General features: G+C 42.4%; 20 protein-coding genes and 1 pseudogene. 15 read left to right on the top strand and 6 right to left on the bottom strand.

The features are described 5' to 3' along the window. Positions 1-28: 28 nt before the first annotated feature. From benA to E0H81_RS07955, 11 genes and pseudogenes are all read left to right on the top strand, one after another. Positions 29-1414 carry a benzoate 1,2-dioxygenase large subunit gene (benA, locus tag E0H81_RS07905; RefSeq protein WP_131317981.1) on the top strand — a complete coding sequence of 462 codons (1386 nt, stop codon included), beginning with the start codon at positions 29-31 and terminating at the stop codon, positions 1412-1414. Then, complete coding sequence (gene benB, locus E0H81_RS07910; protein WP_131266172.1) at positions 1411-1902, top strand: benzoate 1,2-dioxygenase small subunit; 492 nt, start codon at positions 1411-1413, stop codon at positions 1900-1902. Before benA ends, benB begins: the two co-directional genes overlap by 4 nt. Positions 1903-1991: 89 nt before the next feature. Further along, positions 1992-3008: a benzoate 1,2-dioxygenase electron transfer component BenC gene (gene benC, locus E0H81_RS07915; RefSeq protein WP_131317983.1), complete on the top strand. Its 1017-nt coding sequence runs from the start codon at positions 1992-1994 to the stop codon at positions 3006-3008. Between the two features lie 300 nt (positions 3009-3308). Continuing rightward, a complete protein-coding gene (locus tag E0H81_RS07920) occupies positions 3309-4094 on the top strand; it encodes a 1,6-dihydroxycyclohexa-2,4-diene-1-carboxylate dehydrogenase (RefSeq protein WP_131317985.1) in 786 nt (261 codons plus the stop codon). A gap of 60 nt (positions 4095-4154) precedes the next feature. Next, entirely contained in the window at positions 4155-5375 is a 1221-nt protein-coding gene (gene benE / locus E0H81_RS07925) for a benzoate/H(+) symporter BenE (protein ID WP_131317987.1), read from the top strand. 27 nt (positions 5376-5402) lie between these two features. Next, the gene (locus E0H81_RS07930) at positions 5403-6074 is read left to right on the top strand and encodes a 3-oxoacid CoA-transferase subunit A (RefSeq protein WP_131317989.1); all 672 of its coding nucleotides are present in this window, start codon (positions 5403-5405) and stop codon (positions 6072-6074) included. Positions 6075-6095: 21 nt separating this feature from the next. Next, positions 6096-6749: a 3-oxoacid CoA-transferase subunit B gene (locus tag E0H81_RS07935; protein WP_131317991.1), complete on the top strand. Its 654-nt coding sequence runs from the start codon at positions 6096-6098 to the stop codon at positions 6747-6749. Between the two features lie 171 nt (positions 6750-6920). Further along, positions 6921-8126 carry a 3-oxoadipyl-CoA thiolase gene (gene pcaF / locus E0H81_RS07940; RefSeq protein WP_131317993.1) on the top strand — a complete coding sequence of 402 codons (1206 nt, stop codon included), beginning with the start codon at positions 6921-6923 and terminating at the stop codon, positions 8124-8126. Positions 8127-8185: 59 nt separating this feature from the next. Further along, positions 8186-8962, top strand: a complete 777-nt coding sequence (gene pcaD, locus E0H81_RS07945) for a 3-oxoadipate enol-lactonase (protein WP_131317995.1) — start codon at positions 8186-8188, stop codon at positions 8960-8962. 147 nt (positions 8963-9109) lie between these two features. Further along, positions 9110-9829, top strand: a complete 720-nt coding sequence (locus E0H81_RS07950; protein ID WP_131317997.1) for an SIR2 family NAD-dependent protein deacylase — start codon at positions 9110-9112, stop codon at positions 9827-9829. A gap of 81 nt (positions 9830-9910) precedes the next feature. Beyond that, a pseudogene (locus E0H81_RS07955) lies at positions 9911-10640 on the top strand (HAD family hydrolase). A gap of 36 nt (positions 10641-10676) precedes the next feature. Here E0H81_RS07955 and E0H81_RS07960 read toward each other — a convergent pair. The 4 genes from E0H81_RS07960 to E0H81_RS07975 all read right to left on the bottom strand — a co-directional run bounded on the left by E0H81_RS07960 (position 10677) and on the right by E0H81_RS07975 (position 15866). Then, entirely contained in the window at positions 10677-11015 is a 339-nt protein-coding gene (locus E0H81_RS07960; RefSeq protein WP_131317999.1) for a hypothetical protein, read from the bottom strand. A gap of 197 nt (positions 11016-11212) precedes the next feature. Next, on the bottom strand, positions 11213-12715 hold the full coding sequence (locus E0H81_RS07965; RefSeq protein ID WP_131318001.1) for a succinyl-CoA:acetate CoA-transferase ScpC: 1503 nt from the start codon (positions 12713-12715) through the stop codon (positions 11213-11215). A 95-nt stretch (positions 12716-12810) separates the two neighbouring features. After that, positions 12811-13980: a thiolase family protein gene (locus E0H81_RS07970; RefSeq protein WP_131318003.1), complete on the bottom strand. Its 1170-nt coding sequence runs from the start codon at positions 13978-13980 to the stop codon at positions 12811-12813. A 104-nt stretch (positions 13981-14084) separates the two neighbouring features. After that, positions 14085-15866, bottom strand: a complete 1782-nt coding sequence (locus tag E0H81_RS07975) for an acyl-CoA dehydrogenase C-terminal domain-containing protein (RefSeq protein ID WP_131318005.1) — start codon at positions 15864-15866, stop codon at positions 14085-14087. Between the two features lie 622 nt (positions 15867-16488). On the opposite strand from E0H81_RS07975, the gene E0H81_RS07980 reads away from it, so the two are divergent. After that, positions 16489-17097, top strand: a complete 609-nt coding sequence (locus E0H81_RS07980) for a TetR/AcrR family transcriptional regulator (RefSeq protein ID WP_131318007.1) — start codon at positions 16489-16491, stop codon at positions 17095-17097. Between the two features lie 46 nt (positions 17098-17143). On the opposite strand, the gene E0H81_RS07985 is transcribed toward E0H81_RS07980, so the two are convergent. Then, positions 17144-18079, bottom strand: a complete 936-nt coding sequence (locus E0H81_RS07985) for a LysR family transcriptional regulator (protein WP_131266159.1) — start codon at positions 18077-18079, stop codon at positions 17144-17146. 296 nt (positions 18080-18375) lie between these two features. On the opposite strand from E0H81_RS07985, the gene E0H81_RS07990 reads away from it, so the two are divergent. Both E0H81_RS07990 and E0H81_RS07995 read left to right on the top strand, forming a co-directional pair. Next, positions 18376-19983 carry a GMC family oxidoreductase gene (locus E0H81_RS07990; protein ID WP_131318009.1) on the top strand — a complete coding sequence of 536 codons (1608 nt, stop codon included), beginning with the start codon at positions 18376-18378 and terminating at the stop codon, positions 19981-19983. Positions 19984-20156: 173 nt separating this feature from the next. After that, positions 20157-21599, top strand: a complete 1443-nt coding sequence (locus E0H81_RS07995) for a coniferyl aldehyde dehydrogenase (protein ID WP_244926513.1) — start codon at positions 20157-20159, stop codon at positions 21597-21599. An 82-nt stretch (positions 21600-21681) separates the two neighbouring features. Here E0H81_RS07995 and cysK read toward each other — a convergent pair whose 3' ends face one another. Next, the gene (gene cysK / locus E0H81_RS08000) at positions 21682-22680 is read right to left on the bottom strand and encodes a cysteine synthase A (RefSeq protein WP_131318011.1); all 999 of its coding nucleotides are present in this window, start codon (positions 22678-22680) and stop codon (positions 21682-21684) included. A gap of 267 nt (positions 22681-22947) precedes the next feature. On the opposite strand from cysK, the gene plsB reads away from it, so the two are divergent. Continuing rightward, entirely contained in the window at positions 22948-25449 is a 2502-nt protein-coding gene (gene plsB, locus E0H81_RS08005; protein ID WP_131318013.1) for a glycerol-3-phosphate 1-O-acyltransferase PlsB, read from the top strand. Positions 25450-25555: the final 106 nt, after the last annotated feature.

Here is a 25555-nt window from a genome sequence, read left to right on the forward strand (position 1 = left end):
CCCAAATTTGGAAAGTCGGAGAACGGACATGCCACGTATTCCTGTAATTAACACCAGCCATCTCGATCGCATTGATGAATTACTTGTTGAAAACTATGAAACAGGTGAATTTAAGCTTCATCGTTCAGTATTCACAGATCAGGCCTTATTCGATTTAGAGATGAAATATATCTTTGAAGGCAATTGGGTGTACCTGGCACATGAAAGCCAAATTCCAAATAATAACGATTTCTATACCACTTATATTGGCCGTCAACCAATCATCATTGCGCGTAACCGTCAAGGTGAACTCAATGCCATGATTAATGCCTGCTCACACCGTGGCGCACAATTATGTCGCAATAAAAAAGGCAATAAAGCGACCTATACTTGCCCTTTCCACGGTTGGACATTTAACAACTCGGGTAAATTATTAAAAGTAAAAGATCCTGCTGATGCCGGATATTCAGACTGCTTTAATAAAGACGGTTCGCATGACTTGAAAAAAGTAGCCCGTTTTGAAAACTATAAAGGCTTCTTGTTCGGCAGCTTAAACCCGGATGTTCAGCCTTTGGAAGAATACCTGGGCGAAGCAACCAAAATTATGGATATGATTGTTGATCAGTCTGATCAAGGTCTTGAAGTGTTACGTGGTGCATCGACTTATACCTATGACGGTAACTGGAAGCTCACTGCCGAAAATGGTGCCGATGGTTACCATGTATCTGCCGTTCACTGGAACTATGCAGCCACAACTCAACAGCGTAAAGAGAAAGAAGCGGGCGATAATGTTCGCGCAATGAGCGCAGGCTCATGGGGCAAACAAGGTGGCGGTTCTTACGGTTTCGACAATGGTCACATGCTGCTTTGGACACAATGGGGCAATCCTGAAGACCGTCCAAATTTCCCGAAAGCTGAGGAATATACCGAGAAATTCGGTGCTGCGATGGCGAAATGGATGATCGAACGTTCACGTAACCTGTGTATCTATCCAAACGTCTATTTCATGGATCAGTTCGGTTCACAAATTCGTGTACTTCGTCCTTTATCTCCCTCTAAGACTGAAGTGACCATTTATTGTATCGCCCCTGTGGGTGAAGACAAAGAAGCGCGTACTCGCCGTATTCGTCAATATGAAGACTTCTTTAACGCATCAGGTATGGCAACCCCAGACGATCTTGAAGAATTCCGTGCCTGTCAGGCGGGTTATGCTGGTATCGCGCTGGAATGGAACGATATGAGCCGTGGCTCTAAACACTGGATTCAAGGCCCGGATGAAGCAGCCAATGAAATTGGTTTAAAACCAAAACTGTCTGGTATTAAAACTGAAGACGAAGGTTTGTACCTTGCTCAGCATGAACACTGGTTACATCTGATGAAAGACGCGATTACATCTGAAAAAGAACTTGCTGCAACTGCAGGAGAAAACGCATGAGCGCGATTACTTTAGAAAATATTGCTCAGTTTCTGTATCAGGAAGCGCGCTTTTTAGATGATGAGCAATGGGATGACTGGTTGACTTGTTATGCCCCTACTGCCTCTTTCTGGATGCCAGCGTGGGATGATGATGACAAACTGACCACAGATCCTGAGTCTGAAATTTCCCTGATTTATTACCCAGACCGTCAAGGTTTAGAAGACCGTGTGTTCCGTATCAAGACTGAACGTTCTTCTGCAACCATGCCGGACACACGTACCAGCCATAACCTCAGCAATATTGAAATTGTGGAACGTAATGGTGACAAGGTAACTGTACGTTTTAACTGGAATACTTTGAGTTTCCGTTACAAAACCAGCTACAGCTACTTCGGTATGTCACGTTATGAAATCGACTTTTCAGGCGATAAACCACAAATTTTAAGCAAATACGTGGTACTGAAAAATGATTACATCAATCAAGTGATTGATGTGTATCACCTCTAAAAAATGCAATACAGCCGGTAAAACCTTTCAGCCAGATGGAAAATTGGCTGAAAGGCTCAGTTACAAAGATTTATATAGGATATTCAGCCATGTCAAACCACAATGTTGCACTTCAATTTGAAGATGGCGTTACACGTTTTATTTCTGTTTCAGACGGAGAAACACTGTCAGATGCAGCTTACCGTCAAAAGATCAATATTCCTTTAGACTGCCGTGATGGTGCTTGTGGAACGTGTCGTGCGTTTTGTGAATCAGGTTCGTATGACATGCCTGAAGAAACTTATATTGAAGATGCATTAACCCCTGAAGAAGCAGCTGAAGGTTATATTCTGGCCTGTCAGTGCAAACCGACTTCAGACGCGGTATTCCAGATTCAAGCATCATCGGAAGTATGTAAAACTGAAATTCACGCTTTCCAAGGTACTTTGGCGAGTGTAGAAAATTTATCTGACTCGACCATCACCTTTGACATCCAGTTAGACGAAGGTCAGCCTGACGTTCACTTCCTGGCAGGTCAATATGTCAATGTCGGTATTCCAGGAACCACTGAAACCCGTTCATATTCTTTCAGCTCTAAACCGGGTAACCGTTTAACCAGTTTTGTGGTACGTAACGTACCAAATGGCAAAATGAGCGAGTTCTTAAGTAGCAACGCCAAAGCGGGCGACAAAATGACTTTCGCCGGTCCATTTGGCAGTTTCTATTTACGTCCTGTGACTCGTCCTGTATTAATGCTGGCAGGTGGAACAGGTATTGCACCGTTCATGTCAATGTTGCAAGTGCTTGAAGAAAAAGGGTCAGAACACCCTGTACGTTTAGTGTTTGGTGTAACCAATGACTTTGACTTGGTAGCGCTTGAAAAACTGAATGAACTTCAAGAAAAATTCCCTTGGTTTGAATATCGCACAGTCATTGCCAATCCAGAATCTGCGCATGAACGTAAAGGTTATGTGACTGGTCATATTGAAAATGACTGGTTAAATGCAGGTGATGTCGATATCTATCTGTGTGGCCCTGTCATGATGGTAGAAGCCGTACGCGGCTGGTTAGATGCTGAAGGCGTTAAACCTGCAAGCTTCTTATTTGAAAAATTCTCTGCGAATTAATGATTTGAAGATGCGTATTTGTTTAGAAACTATTTGATACGCGTAAACGTCATCCGCTGCTGTACGAGGCAAACCAAATTTAGATACATCTAAGTTTCTGCGACAAATTTAATTTACACGATGCAATGGACGAGTTCAGCGGATGACAATGGTTTTGCCTACTTTTGCCAAAACAAAAGTAGGTCGAACCGAAGGTTAAACCTCATGTTGATTTATAAAAGTAAGACTCCGTCTTTCCTAAATCAAATTTAAAGGTTTTTTAATCGCACATATAAAGATTGGTTCATGAGTTAAAAAAATATGACTTCAAATCAAAGATTTCAAGATAAAGTCGTGATTGTAACCGGTGCCGCTCAAGGCATTGGTCGCGGTGTGGCCCTACAGGTGGCATCGGAAGGTGCGCAAGTGGTCATGGCAGACCTTTCTCCTTATGTGGAAGAAGTTTTAGCTGAAATTCAAGCTGCCGGTGGTGATGCTGTGACCATCAATGCAAACTTGGAAACCTTTGCAGGTGCACAATCGGTTGTTGAAAAAGCATTATCGACTTATGGTCGTGTCGATGCCCTGATTAACAATGTCGGTGGCGCGATCTGGATGAAACCTTTCGAAGAATTTTCTGAAGAGGAAATCATCAAGGAAGTGAATCGTTCATTGTTTCCAACGATGTGGTGCTGCCGTGCAGTTTTACCTGAAATGATTAAAAATCAGAAAGGTACAATTGTAAATGTGTCATCTATTGCCACTCGTGGTATTAACCGTGTGCCTTACTCTGCTTCTAAAGGTGGCGTAAATGGTTTAACGGCTGCCCTCGCATTTGAACATGCCAAAGATGGAATTCGTGTCAATGCGGTAGCAACTGGGGGTACAGAAGCGCCACCACGTAAAGTGCCACGCAATGCCAATCCACTTTCTGAAAATGAACAAGCGTGGATGCAACAAGTGGTTGATCAAACCATTGACCGTACTTTCTTGGGGCGCTACGGCACCATTCAAGAACAGGTGAATGCCATTGTATTTTTGGCTTCAGATGAATCTTCATATATGACAGGAACTGTGGTTCCTGTAGGTGGTGGCGATCAGGGTTAAACCTGATCTCATCAAAATTCAACAGGATCATTGAATTCTACGCATGGAGGCAATAGCGCAATGACGACCCTGTTAAAAACATTAAAAGATGATTGGTCCATTTCAGCCACGGTCGCAGGATTTTTGGCCGTGCTGATTTCCTATTCAGGTCCACTGATCATTTTTTTCCAAGCCGCCCAAAAAGCGCAAGTTTCCAGTGCCATGATGATTTCGTGGATTTGGGGAATTTCAATTGGTGCAGCTGTTGCCGGTATTTTTCTTTCGATTAAATACAAAGTTCCGGTGATTACCGCGTGGTCTGCACCGGGAACGGCATTATTGGTGACCCTGTTCCCCAATATTTCATTGAATGAAGCCATCGCCGCATACATCACTTCTGCTGTGGTGATTTTTTTGATTGGAATTACCGGTTATTTCGACAAATTATTGAAATGGATTCCCCAAGATGTCGCAGCTGGCATGATGGCCGGAATCCTTTTTCAGTTTGGTTTGGGGCTTTTTACTGCAACTGACACCATGCCGATGATTGTTTTTGGCATGCTGATGGTGTTTCTCGTTGCAAAGCGTTTAGTACCACGCTATGCCATGGTTTGGGTGCTCGTTTCAGGTGTGGTTCTGAGTCTGGTTTTAGGCAAGATGAATCCGGTTGATGTCAATTTCACCCTCGCCATTCCGCAATTTATTGCCCCTGAATGGACCTGGAATTCAACCCTGAATTTGGCCATTCCCCTGATTCTGGTCAGTCTTTCCGGTCAGTTTTTACCGGGTATGGCCATCATGAAACTCAGTGGTTATGACACGCCGGCTAAACCGATTATCACGGCAACCAGTATTGCGTCCTTAGCAGTCGCTTGTGTCGGTGGGATTACCATCGTTCTGGCCTCTATCACTGCTGCTTTATGTATGGGTAAAGATGCCCATGAACTGAAAGACAAACGTTATATCGCCGGAATCGCCAACGGTATTTTTTACATTTTAGGCGGTTTATTTGCCGGCAGTATTGTCATGTTGTTCAGCTTACTGCCTAAAGAACTGGTCGCTGCATTAGCAGGTCTGGCTTTACTGGGTGCGATTGCAAGCAATATTTCTGTCGCGATGAAAAATGAATCTCATCGAGATGCAGCTCTCATCACTTTTTTAGCCACTGCCTCTGGCATGCATTTTTTAGGGCTCAGTTCCGTATTTTGGGGTATTTGTATCGGTGTCATTGCACATTTAATTTTAAATAAACGTGAACCGAATAGCACTGCTCTCCCTTCAACTCAAAGCTCTAAAAGTTAATGGGCAAATGATTGTCTAGGAAACATTATGATTGATAAAAGCTCCGCTTCACTGACTGAAGCACTTTCCCAAATTAAAGATGGTGCAACCATCATGATTGGTGGTTTCGGTACGGCTGGACAACCGGCTGAACTGATTGATGGCTTGATTGAACTGGGTGTTAAAGACCTGATCATCGTCAACAACAATGCCGGTAATGGTGATTACGGTTTGGCTAAACTGTTAAAAACCGGTGCGGTACGCAAAATCATCTGCTCTTTCCCTCGTCAGTCAGATTCCTATGTATTCGATGAAATCTATCGTGCCGGCAAGATCGAACTGGAACTGGTACCGCAAGGCAACCTGGCCTGCCGTATTCAGGCTGCAGGTATGGGCTTAGGTCCGATCTATACCCCAACCGGTTTTGGTACCTTGCTGGCGGAAGGCAAACCCACCCTGAACTATGAAGGCAAAGACTTTGTGCTGGAAAACCCGATCAAGGCTGACTTTGCCTTGATTAAAGCGCATAAAGGCGACCGCTGGGGCAATCTGGTGTACCGTAAATCGGCACGTAACTTTGGCCCGATTATGGCCATGGCAGCCGATATCACCATTGCCCAGGTTTCTGAAGTGGTTGAACTGGGTGCGCTTGATCCAGAGCACATCATCACCCCGGGGATTTTTGTTCAACACGTGGTTGCAGTAAAACCTGCACAGTAATTGGCATTGGAGTATTAGAAGATGAGTTATACCAAATTAAGCCGTGACCAGATTGCTGAACGTGTGGCACAGGACATTCCAGATGGTGCCTATGTCAATCTCGGGATTGGCTTGCCGACCAAGATTTCCAGCTACCTGCCTTCAGACAAAGACGTGTTTTTACATTCTGAAAATGGTTTGCTGGCTTTTGGTCCTCCTCCTGCTGAAGAAGACCGTGATCCAGAGTTAATTAATGCCGGTAAAGAGTTTGTCACCTTGCTTGAAGGCGGTTCATTCTTCCATCACGGTGATTCCTTCGCCATGATGCGTGGCGGTCATTTGGATATTGCTGTGCTGGGTGCATTCCAGGTCGCTGAAAATGGTGACCTGGCCAACTGGCATACCGGTGCACCGGATGCGATTCCTGCTGTTGGCGGTGCGATGGATCTGGCAGTGGGTGCGAAAAAAGTCTTTATCACTACAGACCACGTGACCAAAAAAGGCGAACCAAAAATCGTGGCTGAACTTTCTTATCCGGCCACTGGCTTGAAATGTGTCGACCGGATTTATACCGACCTGTGTGTGATTGATGTGACAAGCGACGGCATGAAAGTGATTGAGAAAGTTGAAGGTCTGTCATTTGAAGAATTGCAGGCATTGACCGGTGCCAAACTGATTGATGCAACTCAAGGCTAATACACTTTAAAGAAAATTTTAAATCCCCCTAATCCCCCTGAGCCAGACTTAAGCATTGCTTTAACTCGATGCGCAAGAAAGGGAGACTTTATACCCAAGCTCAAATCATTTTGAAGCCGGGTAAGTCTCCCTCCTTTCAGGAGGGATTAAGGGAGGTAAAAGGATTACACAATGAAAAACGCATATATCGTAGATGCCATCCGTACCCCATTCGGCCGTTATGCCGGGGGTTTGGCACCCGTTCGTGCCGATGACCTCGGTGCACTTCCAATCAAAGCCTTAATGGAACGCAATCCGTCGGTGAACTGGGAACAGGTTGATGATGTGATTTATGGCTGTGCCAATCAGGCCGGTGAAGACAACCGTAACGTGGGTCGCATGTCGGCACTGCTTGCAGGTCTGCCTTATCAGGTGCCTGCAACGACAGTCAACCGTTTATGTGGTTCATCGCTGGATGCGGTAGCAATGGCTGCACGTGCGATTAAAGCCGGTGAAGCAGACCTGATTATTGCCGGTGGGGTGGAATCCATGAGCCGTGCGCCATTGGTGATGGGTAAATCCGAAGGCGCCTTTGGACGCAGCCAGAAACTTGAAGACACCACCATGGGCTGGCGTTTTATCAATCCCAAACTGAAAGAGATGTATGGCGTAGAAACCATGCCGCAAACGGCTGAAAATGTCGCGGAACAGTTCAACATTAACCGTGCAGACCAAGACCAGTTCGCTTTCACCAGTCAGCAGCGCACAGCAGCAGCACAAGCAAAAGGGTTCTTTGCCAACGAAATCGTGCCTGTGGTGATTCCGCAACGTAAAGGCGATCCTGTTTTGGTGGATACCGATGAACATCCACGTGCTTCAACCACCCTTGAAGGCTTAACCAAGCTGAAACCTGTGGTGAAAGCCGAAGGTACCGTGACGGCAGGCAACGCTTCAGGGATTAACGATGGTGCAGCAGCCCTGCTGATTGCTTCAGATGATGCTATAGCACAGTATGGCTTAAAACCACGGGCCAAAATTATTGGCGCAACGGTGGTCGGCGTTGAACCTCGCATCATGGGCTTTGGTCCTGCACCGGCGATTAAAAAACTGTTGAAACAAACCGGTTTAACGCTTGAACAAATGGATGTCATCGAGCTGAATGAAGCCTTTTCTGCTCAAGCCTTAGCCGTAACCCGTGACCTAGGCATTGAAGACGGTTCAACCCAAGTCAATCCGAATGGTGGCGCGATTGCTCTGGGTCATCCGCTCGGTGCATCCGGTGCGCGTCTGGTGACCACGGCACTGAATCAGCTGGAACAGACAGGCGGCAACTACGCACTGTGTTCGATGTGTATTGGTGTCGGTCAAGGCATTGCTTTGATTATTCAACGTGTCTAATAAACTCTTAAAAATATAAAACTCCTCCCTTTTTTAAAGGGAGGTCGGGAGGGATTTTAATGCCAACTTTTAGCTCTAATGGTGCTCAAATCAATTACCAAACCTTTGGTAATGTGACGAAACCTGCGATCATTTTTTCAAATTCGCTTGGGACGAATTACGCAATGTGGCAACCTCAAATTGATCATTTTAAAGATGATTTTTTTGTGATTTGTTATGACACGCGCGGTCATGGTGCATCATCAGCTCCACAAGGTCCCTATACGCTTGAGCAATTGGGTCAAGACGTAGTGAACTTGCTTGACCATCTGAATATTGAAAAAGCTGTTTTTTGTGGTATTTCAATGGGTGGATTAACGGGTCAATGGCTTGCTGTTCACAAGGCCAAACGTTTTAACCAAATCATTGTATGCAATACTGCAGCGAAAATTGGTCAAGAACAAGCGTGGAATGAGCGCGCAGCACTGGTGCGTGAGCAAGGTTTACAGCCGATCGCCTCAACTGCAGCCGGGCGCTGGTTTACAGATAAATTTATTCAAAGCAATGCAGCAGAAATTAAAAAGTTGCAAAACAGCTTGGCAGCTGGCAGCGCCGAAGGTTACGCAAGTTGCTGTGAAGCTTTAGCAAAAGCAGATTTACGTGAACAGTTAGAAGAAATTCGTGTACCGATACTGGTGATTGCAGGTCAAAAAGATCCAGTGACCACAGTTTCAGACGGTCAATATATGGTAAATCATATTAAAAATAGCGCATTATTTGAAATTAATGCCTCGCATATTTCAAATATTGAATGTCCAAACGAGTTCAATCAGGCTGTTAAGCAGTTTATTGCTTAATGTGAAAATTAAATTCCTAAGCCCTGCTAATGAGTGGGGCTTAGTTTTATGGTTGCTCAAAAAAATTAAAGAGCTGTATAAAACCTATAAAAACCTGAATAATTTATGATAGGTTTATTTAAATTAAAGACAGAAACCTGAGAAAAAATGCCAAAAATCGTGATCTTTTCCGGTGCAGGAATGAGTGCAGAAAGCGGAATCAATACCTTTCGTGATCATGATGGATTCTGGGAAAACTACAAGATTGAAGATGTCGCGACACCCGAAGCATGGCAAAGAAATCCAGAGCTGGTGCAACGCTTTTATAATGCACGGCGCAAAAATGTTTTGGAAGCACAGCCAAATTTAGCCCATCAACTGATTGCCAAAATTCAAGACTTTGCAGAGTGTTATGTTATTACCCAAAATATCGATGATTTGCATGAACGCGCTGGAAACCGGCATGTTCTGCATTTACATGGCAATATTCGCTTAGCCAAAAGCTCTGCCCCGGGTGCGCAATATTCTGAGACGTTCTATCCGATTCAAGGTTGGGAATTAAATTTAGAACGCGACAAATGCCCGCAAGGCTATCCGCTGCGTCCGCATGTGGTCTGGTTTGGAGAAGCAGTTCCGGCTTATGAACACGCCATGCAACTGGTTCAAGATGCCGATATTTTTATCGTGATTGGGTCCAGTTTGGTGGTTTACCCAGTTGCCGGATTGATTCATGAAATCCCTGAAAGCTGTGAAGCCTATTATATTGACCCTAAAGCCGATCATCTTCGTGTACCACCGCAATATCATTTAATTCCCGAAACAGCGACTCAGGGCATGCAAAGCCTGTTTACCCAGCTTGAAGAAAGATTTTCCAATCATAACTTATGAGAAATTTTGTACTTAAAGCACGGTTCATATTAAGAAGAGATATAATTCGGATTATCCAACTCAACAAAATGTAATATGTCGATGTTTCACGGGAAAAAACTCATTTGTTTTGATTTAGATAGAACCCTAATTGATTCTGTCGGAATCTGGAATCAGGTCGATGCCAGTTTGATTGAACAGCTCTCTACACAAAAAATAGATTTAGACGTCATTCAACAACAGCGTGATAGGCAACTTAAAAAGTTTAAGAACTGTGTCGATCCTTATTTGGAATATTATGGTTTTATTCAGGACTTCTACGGTTCAAAACTTTCCAAACAAGAAATCAAAATGCAGCGCCATGCCCTTTCCTATCATTATCTGGACCATATTATTGCGCTAAAACCTCAAGCAGAACTGTTTTTAAAATAACTTAAATTACAAGGCTTCGAATTAGCCATTGCCACAACAACCAGTATTCATAATATTCAGCGCTATAAACTCAACAATCAGAATATTAACCAGAAAATTGATTTTGATGACTTATTTCCTCTCATTTTAACCCGTGAAAATGTGCAAAATATTAAGCCCCATCCTGAAGTCTATTCAAAAGCAATTCAGCATTTTGGGTTTAAAGCCGAAGAATGTCTTAATTATTGAAGATTCACTGGTGGGTGTAGAAGCAGCCAGACAAGCCGGTATAGATGTGATTGCCATTTATGACGCATATTCGGCTCATGAGTTAGAGGAAATTAAAACGCAGGCAGATTATTTTGTGCAGGATTATGCCGAGTTATTAAACGCTATCAGCGCGATAAAAAAGATGCCGTGACTTACCTAAACCACGGCATCGGAGGCAATCATTCAATTATTTTGCTTTTTTATAGATCGAGCCTGAACCCACCAGATTTCCGGTTTTCTCGTCAATCGCAAAATCAACCACACCGGTCCCTGCATTGACCTCAAGTAAACCATTCTTGCTGACCGAGGCAGGAACAGGATTTTTCTTTTCAGTTTTTCCGGTGGCTTTGTCTTTTAAGGTATTGGTAACGAAATAATTATCACCGTTTTTGGAAATCACCAGTGAATTTTCAAGTTTTGGGTTTTCTAAGGTATTTTTCCAAGTACCCTGATAATCCGGTGCTTTGGTACAGGCAGTTAATAGAAGTAATAATGTAATTCCTGAAAAATATTGAATATATTTCAAAATTTTGACCTTGAGTGTTGCGATGCGGCCATTATAGAAAGAAGAGTCTTTGGGTTAAGCGGGTTCTTGTTGGCAAAGCGTTTCAGTAGTACTGGCTCTGTTTTGCTTTCGTGATTTTTTGAAATTTATATCCATATTTTATTCATAAAAAAACCCATCTCGTGATGGGTTGTCTCATTGTCTAGCCAGATTGGATCTTATGCAGTTTTCTGCATGCTGCCTGTTTCTTCAAATGTTGCATGCCAAGACAAAGCTTCTTGCAAAAGATGTGGAGTATGTCCACCCTTGGCACAAGCACGGTCAAAATAGTCATTTAATGCATCGCGGTAACTTGGATGCGCACAGCAGTCAATAATCTTGCGGGCACGTTCACGCGGTGCCAAACCACGCAAATCGGCCAGGCCTTGTTCAGTGACTAAAACATCAATGTCATGTTCGGTATGATCGGTATGACTGACCATTGGAACGACTGATGAAATTGCCCCGCCTTTGGCAATCGATTTGGTCACAAAAATCGCCAGATGTGCATGACGGGTAAAGTCCCCCGAACCGCCAATACCATTCATCATTTTGGTACCGGTGACATGGGTCGAATTTACGTTGGCGTAGATATCAAACTCAAGTGCGGTATTAATCGCAATAATCCCTAAACGGCGGATCACTTCAGGATTATTGGAAATTTCTTGCGGACGTAGCACAATCTTGTCTTTGTATTGTTCAAAGTTGCTCATGACACGTTTGAAACAAGCGTCAGACAGGGTCATTGAACAGCCTGAAGCAAAAGTCATTTTGCCAGAATCAATCAGTTCAAAGGTACAGTCCTGCAAAACTTCCGAGTACATTTCCAAATGATGGAAGTTTGAATGCTCAAAACCTGAAAAAACGGCATTGGCAATAGAACCCACGCCTGACTGTAACGGACCCAGATTTTCCGGTAGTCGCCCTGCTGCCACTTCACCTTCAAAGAACTGAATCAGGTGTTTGGCAATCGACAAAGTATCGGTATCCGGCTCATCCATATGGAAAGAGGTATCTGGAATCTCATTTAGTACAATCGCGGAAATCTTTTCAGGACTGACCTGAATTCCAGCGGTACCAATACGGTCACCAGCATGAATCAAAGGAATCGGTGAACGGTTTGGACGGGCTTTAGGCACATAAATATCATGCACGCCTTCAAGCACCGGATTGATCGTGTTATCAATTTCAATAATCACATGATCAGCCATTTCAATAAAATTTGCCGAGTTACCGCATGAACCTGTTGGAATAATTTGGCCATCTTCGGTAATGGCCGTCGCTGCAATCACAGCCACATTAATACGCGGCAAATTATGATGACGAATGTTATCTGCCATTTCAGACAGATGCTGATCGATATACATCACCTCACCGGCATTAATCGCTTTACGCAAGCCGGGATCGGCCTGATAAGGATAACGGCGTTGAATGGCATGCGCTTCATTTAAGCGGCCATCAATTTTATTGCCCAGACTTGCACCTGTTGCCAGGGTGATTTTTAAGGGATGTTCTTTTGCATGTTCAGCTAAAGCCAAAGGCACAGTTTTGGCTTCACCTGCACCACCAAAACCACTTAAACCCACTACAGCACCGTCTTGAATCAATTCAATCGCTTGTTGAGCGGACATAATCTTGTCGCGAAGGGAGACTAAGCGAATGCGTTCTAAACCGTTTTTCATTAAAAAATCTCAACATAAACATAATTTTTACCATCATCCTAGCGCACTAGAATCATGGCATTTGTTGTGCTTATTGATGTATTCAGTGCGTCGGTTTAAACCAATTCAACCGCAATCGCAGTCGCTTCACCACCACCAATACATAATGCTGCAATACCTTTCTTGCCGCCGGTACGTTGAAGCGCATGAATCAAGGTCACAATAATACGTGAACCTGATGAACCCAGTGGATGTCCAAGTGCACACGCACCACCGTTCACATTGACTTTGGCTTCATCTAGATTGAAAGCATCCATGGCTGCCATGGTCACCATCGCAAAGGCTTCATTAATTTCCCAAAGATCAACTTCGGCAGCTGTCCAGCCGGTTTTCTTTAGAACTTTCTCAATTGCGCCCACAGGTGCAATACTAAATTCAGAAGGATGCTGTGAATGGCCTGCATAGGCGATCACTTTAGCCACCGGTTCAAGACCACGTTCTGCTGCAATTTCTTCAGACGTGATTACCAAGGCAGAGGCGCCATCGCTGATCGAGCTGGCATTTGCCGCTGTAATGGTTCCATCTTTTTTAAACGCTGGACGTAAAGTTGGAATCTTGTCAGCTTTGGCATTCAGGGGTTGCTCATCTTGCTCAACCACCACATCACCTTTACGGCTAGAGATGGTTACTGGCGCAATTTCAGCCTTGAAATAATCGTTCTGGATTGCGGTTACGGCTTTATTTAAAGAGCTGATTGCAAAAGCATCTTGTTGCTCGCGGGTATAGCCTTTTTTATCTGCCATCTCTTGTGCAAGGATGCCCATGGAAAGACCGGTTTCCGCATCTTCCAAGCCTTCCTGGAACATGTGGTCTGTGGTTTTGCCATGTCCCATACGGTAACCGGCACGTGCTTTTTCAAGTAAATATGGCGCATTACTCATCGATTCCATACCACCGGCAACCACAATTTGTGCAGAACCTGCTTTAACGGCATCTGCAGCTTGCATTACCGCTTTCATACCCGAACCACAAATTTTATTGATCGTGGTGGCACCGGTCGAATCAGGCAAGCCTGCCTGACGCATCGCTTGGCGTGCTGGACCTTGCTTTAAGCCCGCAGGCAACACACAACCAAAAATGACTTCATCAATATCTGTAGGCTGTAAGCCTGAACGTGCAACCGCTTCTTTAATAGCCACTGCACCTAAATCGGGTGCGGTACATGCAGAAAGTGCGCCTTGAAAACCGCCCATCGCTGTACGTACACCATTCACAATAACAATCATTTTTTCCATCCTAATTTATAAATTTTGTTGTTTGAGATGAGCAGAAGACCCTGCCCATCTCATTTCCATCGATGCTAAATCCAGATTCGAACCACTTACCGCACTTAAGATTGGGCAGTAAAGTAATCTTCTGGCAACTGCATCATTAAGTTTGAACCGGCTTTAATTTGTGCAATACGGGCAGTTAAGCCTGGTAATACTTTCTCTGCAAAGTACTGCGCCAAAATAACTTTGTTTTGATAGAACGTTTCTGTTTTGCCCTGAGCCGCTTGCGCGATTTTCGCAAACATATAGCTGAAGCTGAGCAGACCCACTGCATGCAAATAATCTACCGCAACACCATTGGCAAAATCCGGTGCTCCTTTCGCCTGTTGCAAAATAAACTGGGTGATGGCTTCTACTTCGCTACAAGCGTTTAAAGTCGCGGCTTTAATGGCAAGTGAATCATCCAGTGTAGTGACAAATTCACGAATTTCAGTGATATATTCCGCCATATTTGCGCCATTGTTGCGAATGGTTTTACGACCGATTAAATCCTGAGCTTGTACGCCATTGGTACCTTCATAAATCTGTGAGATCCGCAGGTCACGAACGCACTGTTCCATGCCCCATTCACGGATATAACCATGACCGCCAAACACCATTTGTGAATCAAGCACCGCATTCAATGCCGTATCGGTTAAATAGGCTTTGGCGATTGGTGTTAACAATGCCACACGGTCATTGGCTTTTTTCACCGCTTCGGCATCGCTAGAGAACTTGGTTATATCCAGTTGCTGACCGACATACACGGCAAATGCACGCGATGCTTCATTGTTGGCACGACCATTCAGCAGCATACGGCGGACATCACCATGAACCAGAATTGAATCGGCAGGTTTCTCTGGAGATTTCACGCCTGTTGCACTGCGGCCTTGCAAACGGTCTGTCGCATATTGCGCTGCATTTTGATAGGCAAACTCAGATGCGCCTAGGCCTTGAATGCCCATAGATAAACGTTCGTAGTTCATCATCACGAACATGGCCGCCAGACCTTCATTTTCCTTGCCTACAAGGAAGCCTTTGGCAGCATCAAAGTTCAATACGCAGGTTGAAGAACCTTTAATGCCCATCTTGTGTTCAATTGAACCGGCACCCATGCTATTGCGTTCGCCCAATGACCCATCTTCATTGAGCAGGAATTTCGGCACGATAAATAACGAAATACCGCGTGAACCTGCCGGTGCATCCGGTGTTTTCGCCAAGACCAGGTGAATAATGTTTTCTGACAGGTCATGCTCACCGCTGGTAATGAAAATTTTGGTTCCGCTAATGTCATAAGAACCGTCATCATTGCGTTCAGCTTTGGTTTTAATAATCCCTAAATCGGTTCCTGCATGCGGTTCAGTCAGGCACATGGTACCTGACCATTCACCTGTGTAAATTTTAGGTAAATAAGTTTCTTTCTGCTCTTGAGAGGCGTAGTTGTTCAATGCCATGCCTGCGCCTACAGACAGTAACGGATAAAGCATAAACGATGGATTGGTCGCCCAAATCATTTCATCAGCAAGTACGGTCAGCATTTTCGGCATGCCTTGACCGCCCCATTCTTCTTCCGCACCCAGACCAATCCAGCCGCCTTGTGCATATTGCCTGAATGCTTCTTTAAAGCCTTTTGGCGTGGTCACAACACCATTGCTAAATTGAGCGCCGCCTTCTTCATCACTTGAGCGGTTTAAATCCAGAATGACATTTTTAGAAAATTTGGCCATTTCTTCTAAAATGGCATTGGCTGTTGCCATGTCAATATGGGCTAAGTCGTCGTTGCCTTGCCAAAAATCTTCAGCCTTAAATACATCATTTAAAATAAAATCCATGTCTTTAAGAGGTGCGTTATAAATAGGCATATTGCTTTCCTTGGGTGAAGACTTCGCATTAAATGTTGAAGTGCTTTTTTAAGTTGTAAGAACCTAAACTGAAATAACGAACTGCATTTCGACCGCCATCTATATACATATAATTTGGGTGTTCAAACCGGTTTTCAATATCCATCAGGAGAAATGGGATTGAACTCAGGACCGAATTTGCAGGACAGCCCCATCAGGGTTTAAGCGTTAAAATATATTCATCATCTGATGTTCACTCTAATACTGACTGAATGAAACCTCTTTTCTGTAATTTACTTTGAATTGAACGATTCATCCTAAACCTAATCTTTAAATGTACGGTTGAAATACTGTTTGATCAGAACATTATTCTATTTGCGCTTAATCGGTGATTTCACTTTTCAGCGCAAAAAGACAATAAAATAATTATTACCCAATTGGAATTTTATTGACGATTATTGACCTCTAAGGTTCTCATTTATTGACTTTTAATTTTCGCTATGCAATCGAGAATAGTTTTAAATAAAAAGATTTATTTTAACGATTTATTTTTACCCCTACCCGACAATGGTGGAATGGTCATCACGATTTTATTGATATATGTTGTAGGCGCTTTTTTTAATATCTGCTTGGAACGATTGCAATGAATACAGTACGCCAACAAAATTTTCTATTACGTAAAGAGAAAATTTTAGCTATGGCAGAAACGCTGTTGCTGGATAACAATCAGGATATTACCCTAGGCGAGTTAGCCTCTGAACTGGATATTGCCAAGGGTACAATTTACAAGCATTTTAAAAGCAAGAATCAGCTGTATTTAGAGCTGATTATCCTGAATGAAAAAAGACTGCTAGAAATTTCAAAGAAATATAAAAATAATATTAAAACCTATGTTTCGCAGTACATGCTGTACAACATGTTAAATTCCAACCGCACGATTTTATTACATGTGATTGAAGACCGATTAACCAATAATGAAAGAAAATTAAAAGAATTATTTGAAGAATTATATCAGGTGCGTGAAGAACGGATTATTGAAATCAAAGACATGACCGATGAATATTTAAAATCACTCGATAGCGCCATGTCGATTCGCGATTATTTATCTTATATCTGGACAGTAACCTATGGTGCATCATTATTACTCAATTCAACCCATTATCAAAAATCCATTGGTTCGCGTGAACGTTTAATCAAGCTGTATATTAATCAGGCGCTGATGACGCCTGATAAAATTTCTTCGGTGAGTTAATACAATCCATGATTCCATGATTGCGCTTGTGGTTATTATTACTGAATTATCGCTGAATAATGCCATGAGCCGAACCATCGAGTTCGTTCATATGACTGAATAATTCATGGCACATCTGACGTAGCCATTGATGACTGGTTTTATGGTGGCAAGACATGTGCCAATATTGTTTTACCGCATAGCTTGGAAAGGTAATCGGTGCCTCTAAAACCTGCAAATTGCCCCTAGACAATAAAACCTTACTTAAATAATAAGGCACCGTCGCAATCGCATCGGTTTCCTGAACCACCAGTCCCACCCCTAAATAACTCGGTAGACGCATCAGAATATTACGTTTTAATTCCAGGTTTAATAATTCATTTTCAATATGGTAATGCCCCATTCCCGCATCAATATCGATATGCGATTCACTAATATATTGTTCAGTGCTTAAATTGTTTCCACTGAGCCTTGGATGATCCTTAGACGCGATCACCACATAATATTGCTCAAATAATTTCTGCTGATAAAAACCATTTTCCAGGTGCGGTAAAAAACCAATGGCTAAATCAATTTCACCATTGGCCATTTGATAACTGGTTTCAGAAGTAATCGCACGAACATTCAAACGGATGTTTGAAGCATGTTGTTTTAAATACTGCGAAATTTTCGGCAATAACACCAGATGCGACACATCGGTCATGGCAATGGTAAATTTCTGCTGTGAAGTTGACTGGTCAAAATTAATGGTGAAATTATTAATGATCTCGACCTTGCTTAGCGCCTCACTCACCAAAGGGAAAAGCTGTTTAGACAGTTCGGTCGGCACCATTTCATTGCCAATTCTTAGAAAAAGCGGATCGTTATAATGCTGTCGAATTTTATTCAGGATATTACTGACCGCCGGTTGGCTCATCGCCAGATATTCAGCTGCAACAGAAACACTTTTATATTTATAGATATAAAGAAAAACACTGAGTAATTTACAGTCAAGCTCAAACACGTATCACAATCCCTAATCTTGTATTTTTTACAGCTGCCATATCATCTGCTTTTTTCGACATATTTCCAATGTTCATTTATACCGAATATGGCAGGGAATTGTAATTAAATTGGTGCTTAATCATATAACTGTGAATAAGAATAAAATATTTTTTATTTTATGAATCAGGATCTAAACTATATATCTTTTCATTTAAGGCTTCGGTAAGATGAGTTTTAATAGGTGATAAAAACAATAGAAATATCACTTAAAACAAAAATGATATTCAAGAATAAATAACAGGAAGAAGATCCTCTATGCAAAACCAGACGTTTGATTATATTGTCATTGGTGGCGGCAGTGCCGGTTGTGTTTTGGCTGGACGTTTATCAGAAAATCCAGATATTTCAGTGTGTTTATTAGAAGCTGGTAGTCATGGCAATAGCTGGACAGTCAATACACCTGCCGCAGCCGTGATCAGCATTCCCACCAAAATCAATAACTGGGCCTTTGAAACTGTGCCGCAAAAAGGTCTGAATGGTCGTAAAGGCTATCAACCGCGCGGAAAATGTTTAGGCGGTTCATCTGCCATTAACGCGATGATTTATGTGCGTGGCCATCAAAAAGACTATGACCAGTGGGCAGAACTCGGCAATCATGGCTGGAGTTATCAGGAGGTACTGCCCTATTTTATTCGCTCGGAAAACAACCAGGATATTAAAAATGAATATCATGGCAATACTGGGCCATTGTCGGTGGCGAATTTACGCACCGATAGCCCATGGCATGAGCGTTATATTACCGCAGCCAAAGAACAAGGCTATAAAATTCTGGATGACTTTAACGGGGCTGAACAAGAAGGCTTAGGGGTTTATCAGGTCACGCATATTAATGGTGAGCGCTGTAGCGCGGCACGTGCCTATGTGTTTCCGCATTTGGAACGTCCCAACCTGACCATTTTTACCCATGCATCGACGCAGCGTATTTTAATTGAAAATCAGGTTGCGGTGGGCGTTGAGGTTAAACATGGCGGTCAAATCAAACAGTTGCGGGCCAGTAAAGAAGTGCTGCTCAGCGCAGGTGCCATGCATTCGCCGCAGATCTTAATGTTGTCGGGCATCGGCGATAAAAAAGAGCTGCTTGAGCATCAAATTGATGTGACCAAACACCTACCCGGTGTCGGTAAAAATTTCCACGATCATCCTGACTTTATTTTCAGTTATACCGTCAGTGAGATTGCCGGTACGTTTGGCGTGTCACTGGCCGGTACAATCGACCTGATGAAACAAATTTCACGCTACCGTAAAGAGCGCCGTGGCATGCTCAGCACCAACTTTGCCGAATGTGGCGGCTTTTTAAAAAGTACGCCGGAAAAAGACATTCCGAATTTACAGCTGCATTTTGTGGCCGCCTTGGTCGATAACCATGCCCGCACTTTTCATGCCAGTCACGGTATTTCCTGTCATGTTTGTCTACTCAATCCAAAAAGTCGCGGTAGCATTAAAATCAGTGGCCCAAGTATTGAAGATCCACTACTGATTGACCCAAATTTCTTTGATCATGCAGATGACATTGAAGATATGGTCAATGCCTATAAAGTCACGCAAAAATTGATGCATTCACCGGCATTGAAAATACTGCATAAAAAAGACCTGTTTTGTAATTTGGTCAAAAGCGATGACGAAATTCGGCATATTTTGCGTCAACGCTCGGATACCGTGTATCACCCTGTGGGAAGCTGTAAAATGGGTGTTGATGAGATGGCCGTGGTCGATCCGCAGCTTTGTGTCTATGGCATTGAAAATTTACGCGTGGTCGATGCTTCCATCATGCCGAATGTGGTCAATGGCAATACCAATGCACCGACCATCATGATTGCTGAAAAAGCCGTGGATATGATACGCGCCAAGCAGTTGCATGCTTAATTCAAACAACAAACCAAGTTTATTCTTACTTCATTCATAATATGACTTGATGATGTGTTTAAACTTGGCATGTAATATTTCTAAAAAAATCAAAGTTATAAGTAAGCTGAGAATAAGCAAAGCATCATGAAAAATTCAGGTTATTCTCTCAGCACCGACAAAGGATATGTAAGATGTTGAATCACAAAATGGATCAAAATGCAGATCAAAGTACAGATCAAAATGCCTCGATCGAGTTACAACAATTATTCGAAAAACAGCAACAGGCCTTTATTGAAAACAGTTACCCGAGTCTGGAACAGCGTAGGCAGCATCTAAAAACCTTGCAGCAATTGATTCTGCAAAATAAGACCGAGATTAATGTAGCCATTAATCATGATTTTTCTAACCGGAGTTATTCTGAAACCGAAATGTTTGAGGTCATGACCAGTGTATTCGGGATTAAATATGCGTTAAAAAATTTGAAAAAATGGATGCGTCCCAGCAAACGTCATATTGGTATTCTTTTCCAACCCGCGACAGGTTATGTCTTGTATCAACCGGTCGGTGTGGTCGGTATTGTGGTTCCGTGGAATTATCCGCTATTTTTAGCCATTGGCCCCCTCTGCCAGGCCCTCGCTGCAGGCAACCGAGTGATGTTGAAAATGAGTGAATATACGCCTGAATTTTCAGCCCTGTTTAAACAACTGATCGCGCAAGCCTTTCCTGAAGATTTGGTCTGTGTGGTCAATGGTGATGCAGAAGTTGCACAGCAATTTACCCAATTATCTTTTAATCACCTCTTGTTTACCGGTGCCAGTGAAGTGGGTAAACATGTCATGCGTGCCGCTGCCAACAACCTCACGCCAGTGACACTGGAACTCGGTGGAAAGTCTCCGGCGCTGGTTCTAGCCGATGCCAATATTCGTGAGAGTGCGCGGCGGATTGCCTTTGGTAAAGCCATGAATGCCGGACAGACCTGTGTTGCACCCGACTATGTGCTCATTCCTGCACAATTACAGGCTCAATTTATTGAGGAATATTCGAGCGCCATTCAGGAATTTTTCCCGAAATTAGCTGATAACCCGGATTACACCGCAATTATTAATGAACGACAGCTCAATCGCTTAAATGGATATATTGAAGATGCAACTGCGAAAAATGCGACTGTGAATGTCATTACCGAGCCTTCTTCAGGACGGCGTTTAGCGCACTATGTTTTAAGCAATGTCACAGATGATATGCAGGTGATGCAGAATGAAATTTTTGGTCCCCTCTTGCCGATTGTGACTTACCAGCAGCTCGAGGAAGCGATTGACTATATTAATCAAAGGCCACGTCCTCTGGCTTTATATTATTTTGGTTATAACAAGTCAGAGCAGCAAAAAGTACTCATGCACACCCACAGTGGCGGTGTTTGCCTGAATGAAACTCTGGTTCATGTCGGACAGGAAGATTTGCCTTTTGGCGGTGTGGGTACATCGGGAATGGGCAATTATCATGGCTATGAAGGATTTGTCACCTTTAGTCATGCCAAAGCCGTGTTTAACCGACCGAAATTTAGCCTGATGTATTTGTTCTATCCGCCTTATGGCACCTTTATTCAAAAACTGATTTTAAAAATGTTTATCCGTTAAAATTTTGTGACTCGTATATCTTTAATAAAAAAGCTGAAGATTAACTTCAGCCTTTTTATTCATCAGAAACATTCGTACCGCATTAATCGGCAGAAATGTCTTCAAACAATACAGAGGATAAATAACGCTCACCTGCATCCGGTAAAATCACCACAATGGTTTTGCCGGCATTTTCAGGACGCGCTGCCAGTTGAGCTGCTGCTGCCATTGCGGCACCACTTGAAATACCCACCAAAATGCCTTCATGGGTTGCAGTTTTACGCGCCCATTCGATTGCGGCTGAGCTTTCAATCGCAATGACTTCATCCACCAAATCTAAATCCAGATTTTTTGGAATAAAGTTTGCACCGATGCCCTGAATTTTATGCGGCCCCGGAGTTAATGGCTCGCCACGTTTGGTTTGTCCAATAATTGGCGATTCAGCAGGTTCAACGGCTACCGAATAAAGTGGCTGGTTTTTTACCTGCTCAAAATAACGTGAAATGCCGGAAATAGTACCGCCTGTGCCTACGCCAGAAACTAAAATATCAACTTTACCGCCAGTGGCTTCCCATATTTCAGGACCGGTAGTTTGCTCATGAATTTTAGGATTGGCCGGATTTTCAAATTGTTGCGGCAAATAATACAGTTCAGGCTGTTCAGTGGCTAATCGAACCGCTTCATCCACCGCACCTTTCATGCCTTTAGCTGGTTCAGTCAGGACCAGATTTGCACCAAATGCCTTTAACACTTTACGACGTTCAACACTCATGCTTGCAGGCATGGTTAATGTAATGTCATAACCTTTTGCAGCCGCTACGAATGCAAGTGCGATGCCGGTATTACCACTGGTCGGCTCGACAATATGCATGCCCGGTTTAAGCAAACCTTTTTCTTCAGCATCCGCAATTAAAGCGGCGCCAATACGACATTTTACTGAAAATGCCGGATTACGGCCTTCAATTTTAGCCAGTACCGTCGCAGCTGAAGAAATTGAGCGGTTAATGCGAATTAATGGGGTGTTGCCAATCGATTCAGCATTATTACTATAAACCGCAATGCCTAAATTATTTGGTGCTGCAAATGCAGAATCTGTACTCATTTTAACTCCTTGAGCGATCTTTTGATTTTAAAGCCATGCTTTCATCATAAGCCATTTAGACCTTTAAGATAAGTTTTTCTATTGCAGTTGTTGTATTTAAACTTTCTGTTTAAGCTTAAAAAATAAAGATTTTTTTTAGCTTGTATGCTCTTGGTTTTTCTTAAATAGTTACAACTTAAATGATGTATTTGCCATTAATAAGATTTGTATTTATTCTTGTTATTGCACACAATATCCATCAAATGAAAACTGATTTTAGGGAAGCAAATGTCTAATAAGGGTTATAGCCGATTCTATCGACAATTTACGCAAAAAATCCTCGATAAAATCGTGACTCCTCAAGTCTTAGGCAATACAGAAGAATTAGAAAAAAATAGAGAAGAGCAACTGGATAAGAAATTAATTTGTTATGTCTTGCAAGATGCCTCACTCAGCAATACCGTATTAATCGATAGTGAAGCGAAAGTGCGCAAACTGCCTTCAGTTTTTGCGCCATTAATGATTCAGGAATTTAAAGAGGATGACGCGATCCTGGCTTTAAATGCGCCGAGTTCCAAAAATGAGGCTTATCATTATTCTGCCAAGCTCATTCGCCTGATTGAAGTTTTAGAAAAATATCCTGAATACGATATTGAACTGGTGCCGGTAACGGTTTTATGGGGACGTTCACCTGAATATGAAGATTCCTGGTTTAAGGCTTTATTTTCCGATGCCTGGTCTACCCCATCGAAATTAAAACAGGCCTTAAATATTTCTTTATATAGCCGTGAAAACTACATTGAATTTCATAAGCCGATTTCACTCAAATCGGCTATTCAAAATGCCAAAATTGAGCATCCCAACTTTTCTCCCGCCCATTCGATTGTCAAAGAACTCAATACCAATTTCAATAAACATAAAGAAGCGATTTTAGGCCCCGATTTATCCGACCGTCGCAATCTCATTAACAAGTTAATGAAAACTGAAACGGTTCAGGATGCCATTCGCAAAGAAAGTATTGATCATAAAATCAGTATGTTTGAAGCGGAAAATCGCGCCAAAGGTTATTTAACCGAAGTGGTTTCGGATTTTTCCTATTCAACTTTACGATTTGCCGAGCTTGCCCTGACCAAGTTATGGACCCAACTTTATGACGGGATTGAAGTGCATAATTTCGATACAGTGCGTGAATTGGCCAAGGATTATGAAATTGTCTATACCCCATGCCATCGTAGCCATATCGATTATTTACTGCTCTCTTATGTGATTTTTAACCGTGGACTCATGGTTCCGCATATTGCCGCCGGGATTAATTTAAACCTGCCGATTGTCGGTCAAATCATGCGTGGCGGCGGTGCCTATTTTATTCGCCGCACCTTTAGCGGCAACGAACTTTATACTTCCGTATTTAAAGAATATTTGCATAGCCTTTTATCACGCAACACGCCTTTGGAATATTTTATTGAAGGTGGACGTTCACGCACAGGCTTATTGTTGCCGCCTAAAAAAGGCATGCTTTCGATGACGGTTCAAAGTCATTTACGTGGCGCGACCAAGCCGATTGCTTTTATTCCGACCTATTTTGGTTATGAAAAGCTGATGGAAGGAACTTCTTATTTAAATGAACTGAATGGCAAGCCCAAGGAAGCCGAATCGATCTGGGGCATTTTAAGTTCAGCGCGTAAAATTGAAAAAGTTTTTGGGCAGGTTCATGTTAATTTTGGCGAACCCATTTTTCTGGATAAGATTTTAACCGATAATCAAGCCGATCAAATTAAACTCAATATTGATGATGAATTACCGCAGCCTGTAGTTCAAACTGTCAATCAGGTCGCGAGTTCAATTCTAGAAAATATTAATAAAGCGGTTGTGGTTAATCCTATTTCACTCATTTCACTGATTTTACTCAATGTTGAAAATCATGCTTTAAGTGAACAGGATTTAATCTCGCAGATTGATCAATATCGTCAGTTATTAAATGACACGAAATACGATCAAAGAATGATGATGACGGAATTATCCAGCGCTGAAATTATTCAATATTCCAAAAAGTTAAAACAGGTTGAAACATTCAGTCAAAATAATGAAAACTGGATTCGTGTTTCGGAAAGCCAAAAAATCCTGTTAAGTTATTTTAGCAATAATATTCTGCACTGTTTTATCGTTCCTGCATTAATCGCCATGCTGATTCAATCTTATAAAAAGATTTCATCTCATTATTTAATCGATAGCGTTAAAAATATGTATCCCTATTTTAAGGAAGAGTTTTTCTTAAAATGGAATCTGGATGAATTAGAAAATGAAATTGGATTAATTTTAAATAGTTTAGAACAGTTGGGCTGGATTGTTCAGCAAGACAACACGGTATCTGTTGTGTTAGATGAACAGATGCAAAACAAGCTGTTATCACTGGCACATTTATCTAGTTCCAGCTTAAATAACATGATCATGATTTCAGAATTACTCAAGCAATATGCGCCAACTCAAGCCCTGACCATGAAAGAGCTGGAAAAAATGGGCAAAGCGGTATTGAAAAAACTGTTCCAGACTCAAAAAATTCAGTCGGGTTATTATTTTGACAGTGCAACCTTAAAAAGCTTTATTTCTATATTGAAACAAAATGGCTTATTAAATATTCAAGATGATCATTTTGTGCTGAGTGATGATTTTGAAGAAAATATGGCAGCTATTTTCAACTGGTATGATCTGGATACCCGTCAAGCCATAATCGAAGCATTGCAGTTTAATGAAAAGGAATTAAAACAATTTAAGCCATCCGTTAAAAAATAAGATTCGCATATCTTCGTACTAAAATAAGGCATTTGGTTTAAACTCAATGCCTTATTTTATTGATATAAGAATATTTGATATTTAGCTTCATTAAAAACCATTGAAA

It is taken from the genome of Acinetobacter terrestris, assembly GCF_004331155.1.
Classification (GTDB): domain Bacteria; phylum Pseudomonadota; class Gammaproteobacteria; order Pseudomonadales; family Moraxellaceae; genus Acinetobacter; species Acinetobacter terrestris.

Bases quoted from the DNA above. Each gene is read 5' to 3' on its own strand.
- benA (WP_131317981.1), top strand. From the start codon at position 29: ATGCCACGTATTCCTGTAATTAACACCAGCCATCTCGATCGCATTGAT.
- E0H81_RS07995 (WP_244926513.1), top strand. From the start codon at position 20,157: ATGTTGAATCACAAAATGGATCAAAATGCAGATCAAAGTACAGATCAA.
- E0H81_RS07990 (WP_131318009.1), top strand. From the start codon at position 18,376: ATGCAAAACCAGACGTTTGATTATATTGTCATTGGTGGCGGCAGTGCC.
- E0H81_RS07980 (WP_131318007.1), top strand. From the start codon at position 16,489: ATGAATACAGTACGCCAACAAAATTTTCTATTACGTAAAGAGAAAATT.
- E0H81_RS07920 (WP_131317985.1), top strand. From the start codon at position 3,309: ATGACTTCAAATCAAAGATTTCAAGATAAAGTCGTGATTGTAACCGGT.
- benB (WP_131266172.1), top strand. From the start codon at position 1,411: ATGAGCGCGATTACTTTAGAAAATATTGCTCAGTTTCTGTATCAGGAA.
- cysK (WP_131318011.1), bottom strand. From the start codon at position 22,680: ATGAGTACAGATTCTGCATTTGCAGCACCAAATAATTTAGGCATTGCG.
- E0H81_RS07965 (WP_131318001.1), bottom strand. From the start codon at position 12,715: ATGAAAAACGGTTTAGAACGCATTCGCTTAGTCTCCCTTCGCGACAAG.
- pcaD (WP_131317995.1), top strand. From the start codon at position 8,186: ATGCCAACTTTTAGCTCTAATGGTGCTCAAATCAATTACCAAACCTTT.
- benC (WP_131317983.1), top strand. From the start codon at position 1,992: ATGTCAAACCACAATGTTGCACTTCAATTTGAAGATGGCGTTACACGT.
- pcaF (WP_131317993.1), top strand. From the start codon at position 6,921: ATGAAAAACGCATATATCGTAGATGCCATCCGTACCCCATTCGGCCGT.
- E0H81_RS07930 (WP_131317989.1), top strand. From the start codon at position 5,403: ATGATTGATAAAAGCTCCGCTTCACTGACTGAAGCACTTTCCCAAATT.
- E0H81_RS07935 (WP_131317991.1), top strand. From the start codon at position 6,096: ATGAGTTATACCAAATTAAGCCGTGACCAGATTGCTGAACGTGTGGCA.
- plsB (WP_131318013.1), top strand. From the start codon at position 22,948: ATGTCTAATAAGGGTTATAGCCGATTCTATCGACAATTTACGCAAAAA.
- E0H81_RS07975 (WP_131318005.1), bottom strand. From the start codon at position 15,866: ATGCCTATTTATAACGCACCTCTTAAAGACATGGATTTTATTTTAAAT.
- E0H81_RS07970 (WP_131318003.1), bottom strand. From the start codon at position 13,980: ATGATTGTTATTGTGAATGGTGTACGTACAGCGATGGGCGGTTTTCAA.
- benE (WP_131317987.1), top strand. From the start codon at position 4,155: ATGACGACCCTGTTAAAAACATTAAAAGATGATTGGTCCATTTCAGCC.
- E0H81_RS07950 (WP_131317997.1), top strand. From the start codon at position 9,110: ATGCCAAAAATCGTGATCTTTTCCGGTGCAGGAATGAGTGCAGAAAGC.